We start from the raw sequence: 14,696 nt of genomic DNA on the forward strand, positions 1-14,696 counted from the left end.
CGACGGAATTAATTTAAAAAATTTTCAAAAAAGTCGTTGACGGAAGGTCTGAAAACCTTTTTAATTCGCCCCGTCGCCCAGATAGCTCAGTCGGTAGAGCAGAGGATTGAAAATCCTCGTGTCGGCGGTTCGACTCCGTCTCTGGGCACCACCTTCAGCTTCTGGTGGTTGCAAAGTTACCCGAAGCGACACAAGAAACCCGCCTAGTGCGGGTTTTTTGTTGCCTGCGATTTTTGCTTCAATAGGCTCCCCTATCGCCCCAAGGACCCGACACCCATGGCCTCCAATACCAAGCAACAGAAACGCGCCAAACGCGCCGCCATCAAGGCCAAGCAGAATCGCATGGTGCGCAGTGGCCAGGCGGTCAAGGCCAGTGCCGGCGACAGCGCCAGCGTCGAGCAGGTCTTCAACAAGGCCATGGAGTCGGGCAGCTACGAACCGCTGTTCAAAAAGATGAAGGAAGCCCAGGAAAACGGCCTGGTGCCGATGATCTCGGTGTTCCTGGTCGACCCGCTGCTGACCTTGGTACTCAAGGGGCACAAGGAAGAACACGCCACCGACTACATCGTGCTGGTGTTCACCGCGTACCGCAAATGGCTCGATGGCGCCGACGAGGACACCACCATGGCCTGGCTGGAAAGTGACGAGTTCCAGGACGCTTATGTGGCAGCCTCGGAGGTCGTGGCCAAGCAGCAGCAACAGCAGAAGCAGTTTGGCTGAGAGGGGCTCGTCTCGAGTTTGGGGGGCGGCGGATATCGAGCGCCGCCCCACCACAAACCTCGCGTCGAACAAACAAAAAGGCCGCGCCCTGCACAGGACGCGGCCTTTTCATCATCAGCAGCGCGGATCAGTTATCCAGCGCCACCCGCCCGGCAGCTTCACGCTTGCGGTGCACCAGCAAGCCCGCCGCCACCACACCGATGCTCAGCAGCGCGGTCGCGATGATCTCGATGCGATGATCCTCACGTAGCGCCATCACCCCCAGCACCGCGACGATGAAGGCGATGGTCGCCCAGGTCAGACCTGGGAACAGCCACATCTTGAAGTCGATCTTCTCGCCACGCGCCTCACGCTGGCTGCGCATGCGCAGCTGCGACACGGCAATCACCAGGTACACCAGCAACGCGATGGCGCCGGAGCTGGCCAGCAGGAACTCGAACACCTGCGCCGGGGCGACATAGTTGGCGAACACGCAAAGGAAGGCTGCCGCGGTCGACAGCAGTACAGCGACATGCGGAGTAGCCGCCTTGGTGGTGCGCTGGGCGATGGCCGGCGCATCACCGCGCTTGCTCAGCGAGAACAGCATGCGCGAGGAGGTGTACAGCGCTGAGTTCAGGCAGCTGGTCACAGCGACCAGGACCACGATGTCGACGATCAGCTTGGCGTTCGGCACGCCGATACGGCTCAGCACGGTCTGATAGGAGCCGGTTTCGGCCAGCGCCGGGTCGTTCCACGGCACCAGGGCCACGACCAGGAAGATCGACACCAGGTAGAACAGGCAGATACGCCAGATCACCGAGTTGGTGGCGCGGCTGATCTGCTTGCCCGGGTCTTTCGATTCGGCGGCAGCGATGGTGACGATCTCAGTCCCCATGAACGAGAACATGGTGGTCAGCATGGCCGCCAGTACGGCGCCCAAGCCATTGGGCATGAAGCCTTGGGTATCGAACAGGTGACTGGCACCACTGACCTGGCTGCCCGGCACCAGGCCGAACATGGCCACGCAACCCACCACAATGAAGCCGATGATCGCCAGCACCTTGAGCAGAGCGAACCAGAATTCGAACTCACCGTAGTTCTTCACACTGCACAGATTGGTCAGAGTGAGCGCCAGGGTGATCAGCAAGGAGAAGGCCCAGAGGTCCACCGCAGGGAACCAGGCATGCAGGATCGCGGCGGCGGCATTGGCCTCCAGCGGGATCACCAGCACCCAGAACCACCAGTACAGCCAGCCAATGGTGAAGCCGGCCCAGCGGCCAATGGCGCGGTCGGCGTAGGTGGAGAAAGAACCGGTATCCGGCGAGGCGATCGCCATTTCACCGAGCATGCGCATCACCAGCACCACCAGGGTTCCGGCGGCGGCGTACGCCAGCAGCACGGCAGGACCGGCCGCCGCGATGGCGTGCCCAGAGCCTACGAACAGACCGGCGCCGATGACGCCAGCAATCGACAGCATGGTGACATGCCGCTGTTTGAGCCCCTGAGCGAGGTCATTGGAATTGTTACCGCTCATAAAACTACCTTTGTAAGGAGTGGACCACGCCGATTGCCATACGAAGTGCACCTGGGGGTGGGATTAGGCGTCACTGCAATCGGCGCATTGCAACTGGCAATAAGTGGGCCAGTTGCTGAATGGTTTCGTCGGACAGGACTTTCGCGCCAAGAACTGCGCGGCCTGCAGGGTATTCGGCCAGGATCCGACCGAATGGTCATCGGATGACTCCACCAACGCCGGATTACTGAAATACTCACTTACAAATGCACCAAAGGTGCTCCTCGGTAACACCTTTGCACCAGCGCAACGCAAATCAGTACAACCTCAAGGTGCAACCTTGTCACTTTGACGGGCGCGACCTACGTACCGCAGATTACCGGCGAATGGTCTAAAACCGCTTCCAACGACCGGCCAAAGCTGGCACCATCGCGCCTTTTTTCATCAAGGCTATGGCGCTGGGCCGATCCATCGCGGACATCTGCGCGACGTTGCGCTGCAGCGATGCGACAAACTGCCCCAGCATTGCCCCAAGCCCCTTGCAACCCAGTTGGCCGCCATAATGCCGCTATGCTAGCGTGGCGCTCGCCAGGAAGGCCGCCAACAGCTGGGAACGCACCCGAATACATGAGGACCGCACATGGCCCAGGCCACGCCCGCGCTGGAAATCCGCAACCTGCACAAACGCTATGGCGAGCAGGAGATTCTCAAGGGCATTTCGCTGACTGCGCGCGACGGCGACGTCATCTCCATCCTGGGGTCGTCCGGCTCCGGCAAGTCCACCTTGCTGCGCTGCATCAACCTGCTGGAAAACCCGCACCAGGGCGAAATCCTCGTCGCCGGCGAAGCCCTCAAGCTCAAGGCCGCCAAGAATGGCGACCTGATCGCCGCCGACAACCGCCAGATCAACCGCCTGCGCAGCGAAATCGGCTTCGTCTTCCAGAACTTCAACCTGTGGCCGCACATGTCGATTCTCGACAACATCATCGAGGCGCCACGCCGCGTGCTCGGCCAGAGCAAGGCCAAGGCCGTCGAAGCTGCCGAGGCGCTGCTGAACAAAGTCGGCATCTTTGATAAGCGCCACAGCTACCCCGCCCAGCTTTCCGGTGGCCAACAACAGCGTGCCGCCATCGCCCGCACCCTGGCCATGAAGCCCAAGGTCATCCTGTTCGATGAGCCGACGTCGGCGCTCGACCCGGAAATGGTCCAGGAAGTGCTTAATGTCATCCGCGCGCTGGCCGAAGAAGGTCGCACCATGCTGCTGGTGACCCACGAAATGAACTTTGCCCGCCAGGTGTCCAGTGAAGTCGTCTTCCTGCACCAGGGCTTGGTCGAAGAGCAAGGATCGCCGCAGCAGGTGTTCGAGAACCCGACCTCGGCGCGTTGCAAGCAATTCATGTCCAGCCACCGCTAACGGAGCAACACATGCAGACCTACAAGAAACTCTTCCTGGCCGCTGCCGCCACGCTGGTGTTTTCGGCCAACGCCCTGGCCGCGGAAAAACTGCGCATGGGCATCGAAGCCGCCTACCCGCCGTTCAACAACAAGGACGCCAGCGGTAACGTGGTCGGCTTCGACAAGGACATCGGTGACGCCCTGTGCGCCAAGATGAAGGTCGAGTGCTCGGTCGTCACCTCCGACTGGGACGGTATCATTCCGGCCCTGAACGCCAAGAAGTTCGACTTCCTGGTGTCGTCGCTGTCGATCACCGACGAGCGCAAGCAGGCCGTCGACTTCACCGACCCCTACTATTCCAACAAGCTGCAGTTCATCGCGCCGAAGAACGTCGACTTCAAGACCGACAAGGCCTACCTCAAAGGCAAGACCATCGGCACCCAGCGCGCGACCCTGGCCGGTACCTGGCTGGAAGACAACTACGGCAGCGACATCGACATCAAGCTGTACGACACCCAGGAAAATGCCTACCTGGACCTGGTGTCCGGCCGTATCGACGGCATCCTGGCCGACAAGTACGTGCAGTACGAGTGGCTGAAAAGCAAAGATGGCTCGAACTTCGAGTTCAAAGGCGAGCCGGTGATGGACAGCGACAAGATCGGCATTGCCGTGCGCAAGGGTGACACCAAGCTGCGCGACGACCTGAACAAGGCCCTGGCCGAAATCAAGGCCGACGGCACGTACAAGAAGATCAACGACAAGTACTTCCCGTTCAGCATCGAATGATCCGCCCTGACCGGCGCGCCCTCGTGGCGCGCCTGTCCCTAGAATGACCTGCCCATGAATATTGACCTGCACGGATTCGGTCCGGCCATGATGGCCGGCACCCTGATGACCGTAAAACTGGCGCTCTGCGCCCTGCTGCTGGGGCTGGTCCTGGGCCTGCTCGGCGCCCTGGCCAAAACGTCCTCGGTCAAGCCCTTGCAATGGCTTGGCGGCTTTTACTCGACCCTGGTGCGCGGCGTGCCGGAACTGCTCTGGGTCCTGCTCATCTATTTCGGCACTGTCGGGCTGATGAACAGCCTCGGCGAAGCCCTGCACCTGCCTGGCCTGGAACTCAATGCCTTCGCCGCCGGCGTGATCGCCCTGGGCTTATGCTTCGGCGCCTACGCCACCGAAGTGTTTCGCGGCGCGATCCTGGCGATCCCCAAGGGGCACCGTGAAGCCGGCCTGGCCCTCGGCCTGAGTAAAGGCCGGATTCTCGCGCGGATCATCCTCCCGCAAATGTGGCGCATCGCCCTGCCGGGCCTTGGCAACCTGTTCATGATCCTGATGAAGGACACCGCCCTGGTGTCGGTGATCGGCCTTGAAGAAATCATGCGCCACGCGCAGATCGGCGTGACCGTGACCAAGGAGCCGTTCACCTTCTATATGGTCGCGGCCTGCATCTACCTGAGCCTGACGGTCGTCGCCATGATCGGCATGCACTTCATGGAAAAACGCGCCGCTCGCGGCTTTGCGAGGGCCGAACAATGAATTGGGAAGTCATCATCAAGTGGCTGCCACGCCTGGCCCAAGGCGCGACCCTGACCTTGGAGCTGGTGGCCATCGCGGTGGTCGCCGGTCTGATCCTGGCCATTCCGCTGGGCATCGCCCGCTCGTCCCGCCATTGGTACGTGCGCGCCGTGCCCTACGGCTACATTTTCTTCTTCCGCGGCACGCCGTTGCTGGTGCAGTTGTTCCTGGTCTACTACGGCCTGGCGCAGTTCGACGCGGTACGCTCGAGCAGCCTGTGGCCGTACCTGCGCGATCCGTTCTGGTGCACCGTGCTGACCATGACCCTGCACACCGCGGCCTACATCGCCGAGATCCTGCGCGGGGCGCTGCAGTCCATCCCCAAAGGCGAGATCGAAGCAGCGCGAGCCCTGGGCATGTCGCGGGGGCAGGCGCTGCTGTACATCATGCTGCCTCGCGCTGCGCGCATTGGCCTGCCGGCGTACAGCAACGAAGTGATTCTGATGCTCAAGGCCAGTGCCCTGGCCAGTACCGTGACCCTGCTGGAACTGACCGGCATGGCCCGCACGATCATCGCTCGGACCTACCTGCCGGTGGAGATCTTCTTCGCCGCCGGCGTGTTCTACCTGGTGATCTCGTTCGTGCTGGTGCAAGGCTTCAAGTTACTGGAGCGCTGGTTGCGCGTCGACGCGAGCCAGGGCCGCTAGCCCCTGAGGCTGCTTGCAGCCTTTCGCGGGACAAGCCCGCTCCCACAGGTTTTCCGCTGTATGTACAGCCGGTAAAGATTCTGTGGGAGCGGGCTTGTCCCGCGAAAGAGCCCCCGAAAACACCCCCACATCTGTAAAACCACCATGCCTTCCATCCTCCACAGCCACTACCTAGCCGAACGCTTCCAGGCCCTCGACCAGTTCCTGACCGAGCACCAACCGCTGTGGAAACCCCGGCCCTTCACCGCCCTGCGTCTGGACTGGGAAACCACCCACCCCGAACTGGCCGCCCACCTGCGCCAGTGCACCCTCGCCGACGCCGAAGCCGACCTCGACACGCAAAGCCTGCCCGCGCCCTTCCCGCAACTGGCGGCCCAGGCCCGGCAACTCTCAGCGGTGGGTGAGCTGCCCGACACTGGTCTGCTCCAGGCCGGGCACCGCCTCGACGTCAACGTGCCTGGGCGCAAGTGGCAGCAGATCGAAGCCTTCAGCCGCCGCCTGGGCTTTCGCCAACAAACCCGTCATTGGCTCGACTGGTGTTCGGGCAAGGGCCACCTCGGCCGTCGCCTGCTGCAGCCCGGCCAGCAACTGACCTGCCTGGAGTACGATCCGGCCCTGGTCGAAGCCGGTCAGGCGCTGAGCGACCACCATCAGTTGCCGGCGACGCACGTGCGCCAGGACGTCATGGACCCCAGCAGTGCCGAACACCTGGGCAGTGACAAGAGCGTGGTGGCCCTGCACGCCTGCGGCGAGCTGCACGTGCAGTTGTTGCGCCTGGCCAGCCAGCGCGGCTGCCGCCACGTCGCGGTAGCGCCCTGCTGCTACAACCGCATCCCGGGCGCGCACTACCAGCCGTTATCCACAGCCGCCCAGCGTTCGTCACTGGCGCTGAGCCTGACCGACCTCGGCCTGCCGCTGAACGAGGCCGTCACCGCCAGCGCCCGCGTGCGCCACCAGCGTGACTGCTCGATGGCCCGGCGCCTGGGCTTCGACCTGCTGCAACGCGAGCAACGCCAACGTGACGAATACCTGTCCACCCCCTCGTTGCCGATCGCGTGGCTGGACAAACCGTTCGAGCAGTACTGTCGCGAGCTGGCGGAGCTGCGTCAGGTCGAGCTACGCGGCCAACCGGACTGGGCGGCCCTGGAAGCCGCCGGCTGGCAGCGCCTGGCCGAGGTACGCAACCTCGAACGCGTGCGCAACCTGTTCCGCCGCCCCTTGGAACTATGGTTGGTGCTCGACCGCGCGCTGTTTCTCGAAGAACAAGGCTATCGGGTCAGCCTGGGCTTGTTCTGTGATTACCCGCTCACACCACGCAATCTGTTGCTACTGGCCGAACGCGACACTTAGCCACAGCACAGCCTGTGGATAACTCTGTGAACAAGCTTTTGATGAATGGTTGGATCCGGGCGCTATTTAAAGGGTTCGGCTTATTCCGGGGTACCGCTCCAGGCCAATGAAAACAGGCGTTTGCGCAAAGACCGGTGGTTATGTGAATTGGCACGCTCTAGGCAAAAGTCACTGATGCCTCTTGTGCATAAACCTTTGATGTGGTTGTTGACGCACCACCGGTATTCGCGATTTGGGGGCTTTGTATCGTGTTTTTCGCTGTGTTTTGTCCCTATCGCCGTGGATGTCGGCGATAGGGCGCGCTCGATCAATGCAAGCCGTTCCTGGCGATTTCGATATCGTTCATCAGGGCCTTGGCCAGGTTGGTGAGGTAATCCGCTGCGCCTAGCAGTTTGTGATCGTCTTCAAGGTCACCTTCACGCAGCAAGTGCTTGATGTATCCGAGCAGAATCGAGACTTGTTCGTAGACATCATCGATCGGGATGCCGGGTTGGACCCGGAGCAAGTCGACCGACGAAGCGCCTACCTCTAGGAAGGTTTCGATGCCTGCGGTGACTACGGGTTTGGGTTGAGTCACATCAGAATTTTTCATGACGATTTTCCGGATTCGAGCCTCAGAAGCCGCCACATCAACCTTTCTCACGGGTTAGGGTGGCAGCGGTGCGCGGGGTGAGAAACCGAGCGAATCCAGAAACTCTCGGCCAGACATAGTCTGCCCGAGCACAGCTGCCATGGAGGATGCTGACGTTGGATTCTTGATCAGGTTCTCACGCCCGACCGCCCTGCTAGGCGGCTTGGAAACGTTATCCCTGAAGCCCTTCCCCGCCTACGGCAGTACCTCGCCAGCGCTCGTAGGATACGTCCGATACAATCCACTCACGAGGCATCCAGTTCCAGTTTCAGAAATCCCTGACATCTGCGCCTCTTGGCTCAAAATGAAAAAGTCGGCGCGGTCCCTGTGGGAGCGGGCTTGCCCGCGAACACGGGCGCAGCCCGTACCATCCACCGCCAAACCCGAACGATGTATCATCCCCACCCTAAATACCTAGAAAACCGAGTCGCGCGCTGCCCGCCAGCCCCCGCGACCCTCTGGCGTTGCGCCAGATCGACAATGGACTATCGGACCTAAACATCGTGCCCAAAGCCAAAGCCCTTGCCCTGCTGACCTCCACCCTGGCCCTGGCCGCCTGCGCCAGCGGCAACCCGGCCCCGCACGGCAGCAACCTCGACTGGAACACGCCTGGCATGCAGCTGGGCGGCGACAACGGCCTGCCCATCCGCCACGAGAGCCCTTGCCGCAAGCGCGGCTGCGACAACGACAAGCTGTTCTTCAACCCAGGCAAGACCGAGCCAAGCGTCAACACCATCCACCGTGGCTGGTAGGAAAAATCTCCTTTTAAGCCGGTGACTTAGCTCGTTTGCACGCAAACGCAAGGAAGTGGTTTACAGCCGCCCCCTGATCGCTATAATGACGCCCCATTGCCGGTATAGCTCAGCTGGTAGAGCAACTGACTTGTAATCAGTAGGTCCCGGGTTCGATTCCTGGTGCCGGCACCATATAAATCAAGGGCTTGCAGCAATGCAGGCCCTTTTTTTTACCCTGCACGTACCAACGCACGTACCAAGAGCGGCTTTGAGGTGCTCCATGGATTGGCTGCAATTCTTCGCATCGATTGTCGGATCACTGGCTTGGCCAGGAGCCGCGGTGGCCTCGGTGTTCATGCTTCGAACGCCGCTGGGAAAGGTCGTCCCGTTGATCCGCACCCTCAAGTACAAGGATTGGCAGATCGACGTGGGCCAAGAGCTGGAAGCCGCGAGAGAGAAGGTGGAAGGGAATAGCGGCGACAATGCCATCGCTGTACCTGAGGAACCGACCCCAGCCATCCGGCAACTGGCGCAGATTGACCCTCGCGCCGCAGTTCTAAGTGCATGGGCTCCCGTTGAACTGGCCTTACAAGAGTTGGGCAGAGAGACCGGCGCATACCAGATTGGCGTTCCACTCTATGTGCTGGTCAAGCGTCTGCATGGGCAGGGGGTGGTTGACGACGGTACCTACCAGGTACTGGAACGACTTAGGCGCATTCGCAATGAAGCAGTGCATCTGAACGAGATCAGCTTCGATGAAGCCATCTCGATGGGCGAAATGTGCGAATGGGCTCTGAAGAAGTTGATGGTGTTAGCCGCCTCTACGCACGCGCCCGCCCCTGCGTCTGACCCTGTCCCTTAGGGTATTGGGGGGGGCAAAAAAAGAGTAACTTCAGTAATCCTGACTATTTTTTCCACTGCACGCCAAGGAAATTGCGGCCTCATTGTTTTGCCGGAAAGTGATTTCTTAGTAACCAAATAGTAATCAGATTACCTTTTGTTTTAGTGATAAACGGCTTAGTCAAAATCCTTTAAAATCAATCATTTATCATAAAATTACCTTTTCCATTACCTCTCTATTACTCCCATCTGTAACCGCCCAGGCCCAATGAATACGTGGCCTAGACCTTGTGCTACCCCATCCGGTTACGGTGATTACTCTTTTTCAGCCCCCTCCCCATATCCCGTACAGAAAGCGCGCATAACTGCCTGCCAAACCTCTCCAGGTGCAGGGATCCGCAGAAATGTTCATGCACTCACATCCTGATCAGCCCTAACGCCGTAGGGCCTGCCAGCACCCTGCAGGGGTGCGGAAATTCCGACACGTTTAGCCCGCAGGCGTGGCGGGGGGACGAGGGCGCGCGCCGGGGTCCAGGTGCCGATAGCCGATTAGGTCGACGGGCGTCCTCGCTCAACTCGGAGAAACCGGGTACTGTATAGGCATCCAGTATAGAAGGCGAACCGATGGACATCGATGACAGTGGCTTCGAGTTGGGCATGCCATCGCACCAGGAGCTGTTGGAGCAACAGTGCGACATGCTCTGCAACGAGAATGATGAGTTGCGCCGGGACCTAATGAATGCGAAGCGCAACATAGAGAAGTTGGTAGAGATCAATGCAGACCTGACAGCCAGATTGCGGACGCTACAGCTGCAAAAGAACGGGGGCTATGGTGAAGGGCAGAGGCGCCGACACAGCGTCGGAACCTGGGGAATGATCGGCAACCTGATGACACCGGAAGAGGCGGCTAGTATCCAGGAAAGGATGAGTGGGGCGGCAGGGAAGGCATTTCCCATCAGTGACATCTAGCCCTAAAGATTACGCCACGGCTCGAAGAGCACTGGACAATTTGGTTGTCTTTGACGACGATTTACGGGTGCCGAGCGGGTCGGCGTAACCAATAAAGGCTCAACAAGATGGCTCACTACGCGATTGCGTTTGATCTCGATACCAAGGCAATGAAGGCAGCTGGCCTGTCCCCTGCCCAGCGCACAAAAATCTATCAGACAGAAATCCCTGCCGCGTTGGCTAGCTGTGGATTCACTGCACACCCGCAGGGGTCGCTCTATCACACTGAGGCAGAGCAGAACCCAATTACCGCGATCATGCAGCTTCAATCGGCCCTACAAGGCAAAGCGCCAAGCTTCTGCCAGTACGTCCGGCGCGTTCATGTCTTCCGTATGGAGGAGTGGAGTGATGTGACCGACCTAGTATCGGTGAAACGTCAACCGGCCGCTCCCGCCCCTGACGCTGAAGAAGAACTTGCGGAACAGGAAGACTTCGACGCCGACGCGGCGTGAACAAAAATGGCCGCTTAGAGCGGCCATTTTTTATGCCTGCTCGAATGGCAGGAAGCGAATTACCTGATCCCCTATCCAGTCGTTGATCTGCCCTAACCTGGCTTGGATAGGCTCTAGCTCATTTCGCGTCCATATTTCGGTCGCCTCCTTAATGGAGCCAAACCCACCAGCATTCTGCGGAACAATCCCCATCAACTGCGGTGGTATTCGCAAGGCGGCCAACAGGTCGTCGCGGCTGATGTTCTTGATCGCACCGAAATCATCCTTCGCCGCCACCTCGCTGATCGGAAGCAGCTGAATACCGTCTTTCTTGCCACCTGGTGCGTACATGAACAGGTTACGAAAGTTGCCAGGGCCTTTGCTGTTCCTCATGGCATCCCGCAGGTCATCGACGAATTTCTCGTTATGGGCTGGGTCGGTCATGTACAGGATGAATCCCGCGTGGCTGCCATTCTGGTAGTACTTACGACGGAACAGGGTCGCACTCTCGTTGAGCAACGCGCTCTGCAGGGCAGCCATCCATTCCGGCAGCCCGTAGATTTCCTGGTTGATGTCGGCCTCCCGCAGGTGGCAGACGGTGCCCGTCTTGAATTCGTGCTCGTCCTTCCAGCCCCGCACCTGGTAATAGGTGTTCAGGTCGGTCCCCCGCCGCATGTACTTGGCTAGGCAGGGCTGCAGCCCAAGCGCCCGGCCGAGCATGTTGTCGTGCTTTTCCAGGTAAAGGTTGCCGCACCATCCCCAGTCCATGACGATCTGCTCGAAGGCCTGCCGGCTCAGCAGCTTGTGGGGAACGAAGCTGCGCACCAGCATATTGCGCTTGAATGTGAGTCCGGACTGCAGATACACGCTGGCCCTGGTCGACCGGGCCAGGCCGTCGAAGTTGACCGGAGGCTCATACCACCGCCCATTGGACCAGGACTCTAAGTAGTCCAGGATCTCGCGCCCATCCAGCACCGGAACCGGATCACCGAATGTGAACGACATGGCTTGGCCCCCCGCGCCCTTGGTCAACAGCTCGCCTTCGCTGGGTTGCTGCACCAGGTCGCCGCCGCTCGGCCGGTTCTTGCGCGCTTTACTCATTGATAGATCTCCATGATGCCGGTGTTGGCCACGGTCTGGCCCTCCAGCGGCTCGTTGTGCAGTGCATGAAAGAGCGCCCAAGCCAGGTCGGCGTGGCCGGTGGTGTCGTTGCGCCCTGCCGTGTAAGTGAACTGGCGCCCGCCAGGTGTGATGGTCTTGCGGATCGCCATCAGCGACTGGGCGAGATCGGTCCAGCCGGCGTCGAACTCCAGCCGGCCGTTGGTGATGACGTCCCAAGCCTTCATGACCAGGCGCGTCTTGACCTCGGGGTTGTAGGTGAAGGTCCGCAGCCCAGGGAAGAACTGGCGCACCAGCTGGGCCACAGCGCTACCCATACCAGTCGTGTCGATGCCGATGTAGGTGACCCAATAGCGCTGCGTTACCTTGCGGATCGTCTCGGCCTGGCTGGCGAAGTCCATCCCTCGGAACTGGTGCCGCTCAAGCACCCGGAATTTCCCGCCGGGAACCATAGGCGGTGCCACCACGATCAGTCCGGCCGTATCGCCCGTTTCTGCCGGGTCGTAACCCACCCAGACCTGCCGATCGGCGAAAGGTCGAGCGGCGAATGGCTTGTAGTCCGCCCACTCGGTCCAGCTGTCGACCATGCACGGCTGCAGCACGGCCAGTGGGAAAATGCTCGCGCCGTCGTCGACGAACTCACACATCAGCAGGTTCTGGAATGCTGCTGCGTCGTACTCCAGTCGCAGTTCGTCCAGGTCGAACAGGTCGCAGCCCCGCTCTTCGGCATCCAGGATCGTGACGATCTGCCGCCAGATCCGGTCCTCGCAAAGGCGGCCCATCTGCAACGCGTTGTGGCCAACGTCCAGCTTGATGTGCTGGGCGGTAGGCTTGCCCTTGTTGAAGCGCTCCCCCGTCCAGAAGCTGTAGGCCTCATGCGCCATCGAGCTGGGGGTCGAGAAGTACGTCCTACGGTACTGCTTCTGCATCGCCATGCCCGAGGCGACCTTGTTCAACTCCTTGAACTTGAACGTCCAGAAGAACTCGTCAAAGTAAAAGTTGCCGTGGTAGCCCTGGGCGGTACGGGCATTGGTGCCGAGGAAATGCAGCTCGGCGCCGTTGGCCAGGATGATCGGGTCACCGGCCAGCTCAACTCCAATGGTGTCTCGGGCGAACGCCTGAATGTAGGCCTTGAATATGTGGGCCTGCGCTTTGCTGGCGGACAGGAATATCTGGTTGCGCCCAGTCGTGAGGGCATCGATCAGGGCCTCCCGGGCGAAGTAGAACGTTGCGCCAATCTGGCGCGACTTGAGGATCGCCCTGGTGCGCTGGTTGCCAGCTCGATACCAGTCCTTCTGGTAGTCGAAGCAACCGTCGAGGAACGCCTCCAACAGCTTCTCGACTTGCTCTTCATCGATCTCGTTGCGCTTGGGTTTGCGCTTCGGCCCTTCGTTGCGCTTCGCCAGCTCCGGGTTGAGGTCCGTTTCACTTCCACCGGTCTTGTACCGCTCGATGCGCGCCTGACGCTCCAGCTGCCGATGGAGCAGGTCGATCTCCTTGAAATCCGTACCGGTCTTCGGGTCCTTCAGCAACAGTTGAACCAGGCGCGCCTCGGTCGCGGCCTGTATGCGCTCCAGTGGCGTGGCCCGATCCCATTCGTCCCGCGCCTTCCAGCTGTGGAGGGTTTTCTCTTTCTCGCCGATCAGCTCGGCGATCTCGCACACGCGATAGCCCTGCCAATATAGGTGCTTGGCGTGGCGACGGTGATCAGTAGGCAGTTCACAGATGGTGGCGTTCATGGCGCCGATGCTGCCGCCCGCGCGCGTGATCCCCTACCTCCCGGCGCTGTAACCCCTGGACCTACAAGTGCAGCGCGTTGCCGGGGCCACACGCGATGCCGACCATGCCCTCATCGCCAGGCACACCGCCACCGCAACGAGGAATACCACAATGGCCGGCAATACCGACAACTCCGCCAAAAAGTACCGTTCCAAATGGACCCGAGTCGCTGTCGAGGGTGCGACCACCGACGGTCGCAACATCGAGCGCAGCTGGATCGAAGACATGGCCAGCACCTACAGCCCCAACACCTACGGTGCGCGGATCAACTGCGAGCACATCAAGGGCTACTGGCCTGGGGGTGAGTTCGGCGCCTACGGCGATGTCCTGGCGTGCAAGGCTGAAGAGGTCGAGATCGCCGGCATCAAGAAACTGGCACTGTTCGCGCAACTGCAGCCAAACGATGCGCTGCTAGCCCTGAACAAAGCTGGCCAGAAGATCTACACCAGCATCGAAGTGCAGCCGAAGTTCGCCGACAGCGGCAAGGCATACCTGGTGGGTCTGGCCGTGACCGACACCCCTGCCAGCCTGGGCACCGAGGCGCTGTCGTTCCGCGCCGGCCACAAAAAGGATAAGGACAACGTCTTCAGCGTGGCCGAAGAGACGGCATTCGAATTTGAAGAGTTCACTGACAGTCCCGGCATGTTCGCCGAGCTACGAGCCAAAGTCAGTGGCCTCATCAACAAGGGCAAGGAAAAGGATGGCAAGGACGCCGCCAGCTTCAACGCGCTGGGTGAGCTGATCGACCAGCTGGCCACCCACGGCGCCGAACAGGCCGAGGCCCTGGAAAAGGGGCAGAAGGCTTTCACCGAGCTGGAGAACAAGTTCGCCAAGCTCAGCACCGACTTTGATGCCCTGGTCAAACGCCTGGGCGATACCAAAGACCACACCCAGAAGGATCGCCCGCCGGTTTCCGGCGGTGGCGGCAACGCAGCTGTCACCGACTGCTGATCCAACAGGACCTGAACCAGCCAA

General features: G+C 60.5%; 15 protein-coding genes and 2 tRNA genes. 13 read left to right on the forward strand and 4 right to left on the reverse strand.

What is annotated here, in order from left to right; translation table 11 throughout:
• The first annotated feature begins 75 nt into the window (after window positions 1–75).
• A tRNA-Phe gene (locus E2H86_RS10725) sits at window positions 76–151 on the forward strand.
• Window positions 152–276: 125 nt separating this feature from the next.
• Entirely contained in the window at window positions 277–720 is a 444-nt protein-coding gene (locus E2H86_RS10730) for a hypothetical protein (protein WP_133327507.1), read from the forward strand.
• 127 nt (window positions 721–847) lie between these two features.
• Here E2H86_RS10730 and gabP read toward each other — a convergent pair whose 3' ends face one another.
• Window positions 848–2,233 carry a GABA permease gene (gene gabP, locus E2H86_RS10735; RefSeq protein ID WP_133327509.1) on the reverse strand — a complete coding sequence of 462 codons (1,386 nt, stop codon included), beginning with the start codon at window positions 2,231–2,233 and terminating at the stop codon, window positions 848–850.
• Window positions 2,234–2,852: 619 nt separating this feature from the next.
• Here gabP and E2H86_RS10740 point away from each other — a divergent pair.
• The 5 genes from E2H86_RS10740 (at window position 2,853) to E2H86_RS10760 (ending at window position 7,179) form a co-directional block, all read left to right on the forward strand.
• A complete protein-coding gene (locus tag E2H86_RS10740) occupies window positions 2,853–3,626 on the forward strand; it encodes an ABC transporter ATP-binding protein (protein WP_133327511.1) in 774 nt (257 codons plus the stop codon).
• An 11-nt stretch (window positions 3,627–3,637) separates the two neighbouring features.
• Window positions 3,638–4,393, forward strand: a complete 756-nt coding sequence (locus E2H86_RS10745; protein WP_133327513.1) for an ABC transporter substrate-binding protein — start codon at window positions 3,638–3,640, stop codon at window positions 4,391–4,393.
• Window positions 4,394–4,447: 54 nt separating this feature from the next.
• Entirely contained in the window at window positions 4,448–5,143 is a 696-nt protein-coding gene (locus E2H86_RS10750) for an ABC transporter permease (RefSeq protein ID WP_133327515.1), read from the forward strand.
• Window positions 5,140–5,829: an ABC transporter permease gene (locus tag E2H86_RS10755; RefSeq protein WP_133327517.1), complete on the forward strand. Its 690-nt coding sequence runs from the start codon at window positions 5,140–5,142 to the stop codon at window positions 5,827–5,829. Before E2H86_RS10750 ends, E2H86_RS10755 begins: the two co-directional genes overlap by 4 nt.
• Window positions 5,830–5,973: 144 nt before the next feature.
• Window positions 5,974–7,179, forward strand: a complete 1,206-nt coding sequence (locus E2H86_RS10760) for a methyltransferase (RefSeq protein ID WP_133327519.1) — start codon at window positions 5,974–5,976, stop codon at window positions 7,177–7,179.
• 307 nt (window positions 7,180–7,486) lie between these two features.
• On the opposite strand, the gene E2H86_RS10765 is transcribed toward E2H86_RS10760, so the two are convergent.
• Entirely contained in the window at window positions 7,487–7,771 is a 285-nt protein-coding gene (locus E2H86_RS10765) for a DUF3077 domain-containing protein (protein ID WP_133327521.1), read from the reverse strand.
• A 542-nt stretch (window positions 7,772–8,313) separates the two neighbouring features.
• Here E2H86_RS10765 and E2H86_RS10770 point away from each other — a divergent pair.
• The 5 genes from E2H86_RS10770 (at window position 8,314) to E2H86_RS10790 (ending at window position 10,844) form a co-directional block, all read left to right on the forward strand.
• Complete coding sequence (locus E2H86_RS10770; protein ID WP_133327523.1) at window positions 8,314–8,562, forward strand: hypothetical protein; 249 nt, start codon at window positions 8,314–8,316, stop codon at window positions 8,560–8,562.
• 98 nt (window positions 8,563–8,660) lie between these two features.
• Window positions 8,661–8,736, forward strand: a tRNA-Thr gene (locus tag E2H86_RS10775).
• An 88-nt stretch (window positions 8,737–8,824) separates the two neighbouring features.
• Window positions 8,825–9,406, forward strand: a complete 582-nt coding sequence (locus E2H86_RS10780) for a DUF4145 domain-containing protein (RefSeq protein WP_165976056.1) — start codon at window positions 8,825–8,827, stop codon at window positions 9,404–9,406.
• 602 nt (window positions 9,407–10,008) lie between these two features.
• Window positions 10,009–10,353: a hypothetical protein gene (locus E2H86_RS10785; RefSeq protein WP_133327527.1), complete on the forward strand. Its 345-nt coding sequence runs from the start codon at window positions 10,009–10,011 to the stop codon at window positions 10,351–10,353.
• Between the two features lie 107 nt (window positions 10,354–10,460).
• Window positions 10,461–10,844 (forward strand): hypothetical protein, encoded by a 384-nt coding sequence (locus E2H86_RS10790; protein ID WP_133327529.1) that lies wholly within the window; start codon window positions 10,461–10,463, stop codon window positions 10,842–10,844.
• A 30-nt stretch (window positions 10,845–10,874) separates the two neighbouring features.
• Here E2H86_RS10790 and E2H86_RS10795 read toward each other — a convergent pair whose 3' ends face one another.
• Complete coding sequence (locus E2H86_RS10795) at window positions 10,875–11,924, reverse strand: phage portal protein (protein ID WP_133327531.1); 1,050 nt, start codon at window positions 11,922–11,924, stop codon at window positions 10,875–10,877.
• Complete coding sequence (locus tag E2H86_RS10800) at window positions 11,921–13,681, reverse strand: terminase ATPase subunit family protein (protein WP_133327533.1); 1,761 nt, start codon at window positions 13,679–13,681, stop codon at window positions 11,921–11,923. Before E2H86_RS10800 ends, E2H86_RS10795 begins: the two co-directional genes overlap by 4 nt.
• A 151-nt stretch (window positions 13,682–13,832) precedes the next feature.
• On the opposite strand from E2H86_RS10800, the gene E2H86_RS10805 reads away from it, so the two are divergent.
• Window positions 13,833–14,672 carry a GPO family capsid scaffolding protein gene (locus tag E2H86_RS10805; protein WP_133327535.1) on the forward strand — a complete coding sequence of 280 codons (840 nt, stop codon included), beginning with the start codon at window positions 13,833–13,835 and terminating at the stop codon, window positions 14,670–14,672.
• The last annotated feature ends 24 nt before the right edge of the window (window positions 14,673–14,696 follow it).

The organism is Pseudomonas putida (assembly GCF_004357765.1).
GTDB lineage: Bacteria > Pseudomonadota > Gammaproteobacteria > Pseudomonadales > Pseudomonadaceae > Aquipseudomonas > Aquipseudomonas putida_U.

Bases quoted from the DNA above. Each gene is read 5' to 3' on its own strand.
- E2H86_RS10790 (WP_133327529.1), top strand. From the start codon at position 10,461: ATGGCTCACTACGCGATTGCGTTTGATCTCGATACCAAGGCAATGAAG.
- E2H86_RS10760 (WP_133327519.1), top strand. From the start codon at position 5,974: ATGCCTTCCATCCTCCACAGCCACTACCTAGCCGAACGCTTCCAGGCC.
- E2H86_RS10740 (WP_133327511.1), top strand. From the start codon at position 2,853: ATGGCCCAGGCCACGCCCGCGCTGGAAATCCGCAACCTGCACAAACGC.
- E2H86_RS10785 (WP_133327527.1), top strand. From the start codon at position 10,009: ATGGACATCGATGACAGTGGCTTCGAGTTGGGCATGCCATCGCACCAG.
- E2H86_RS10765 (WP_133327521.1), bottom strand. From the start codon at position 7,771: ATGAAAAATTCTGATGTGACTCAACCCAAACCCGTAGTCACCGCAGGC.
- E2H86_RS10755 (WP_133327517.1), top strand. From the start codon at position 5,140: ATGAATTGGGAAGTCATCATCAAGTGGCTGCCACGCCTGGCCCAAGGC.
- E2H86_RS10745 (WP_133327513.1), top strand. From the start codon at position 3,638: ATGCAGACCTACAAGAAACTCTTCCTGGCCGCTGCCGCCACGCTGGTG.
- gabP (WP_133327509.1), bottom strand. From the start codon at position 2,233: ATGAGCGGTAACAATTCCAATGACCTCGCTCAGGGGCTCAAACAGCGG.
- E2H86_RS10805 (WP_133327535.1), top strand. From the start codon at position 13,833: ATGGCCGGCAATACCGACAACTCCGCCAAAAAGTACCGTTCCAAATGG.
- E2H86_RS10780 (WP_165976056.1), top strand. From the start codon at position 8,825: ATGGATTGGCTGCAATTCTTCGCATCGATTGTCGGATCACTGGCTTGG.
- E2H86_RS10750 (WP_133327515.1), top strand. From the start codon at position 4,448: ATGAATATTGACCTGCACGGATTCGGTCCGGCCATGATGGCCGGCACC.
- E2H86_RS10800 (WP_133327533.1), bottom strand. From the start codon at position 13,681: ATGAACGCCACCATCTGTGAACTGCCTACTGATCACCGTCGCCACGCC.
- E2H86_RS10730 (WP_133327507.1), top strand. From the start codon at position 277: ATGGCCTCCAATACCAAGCAACAGAAACGCGCCAAACGCGCCGCCATC.
- E2H86_RS10795 (WP_133327531.1), bottom strand. From the start codon at position 11,924: ATGAGTAAAGCGCGCAAGAACCGGCCGAGCGGCGGCGACCTGGTGCAG.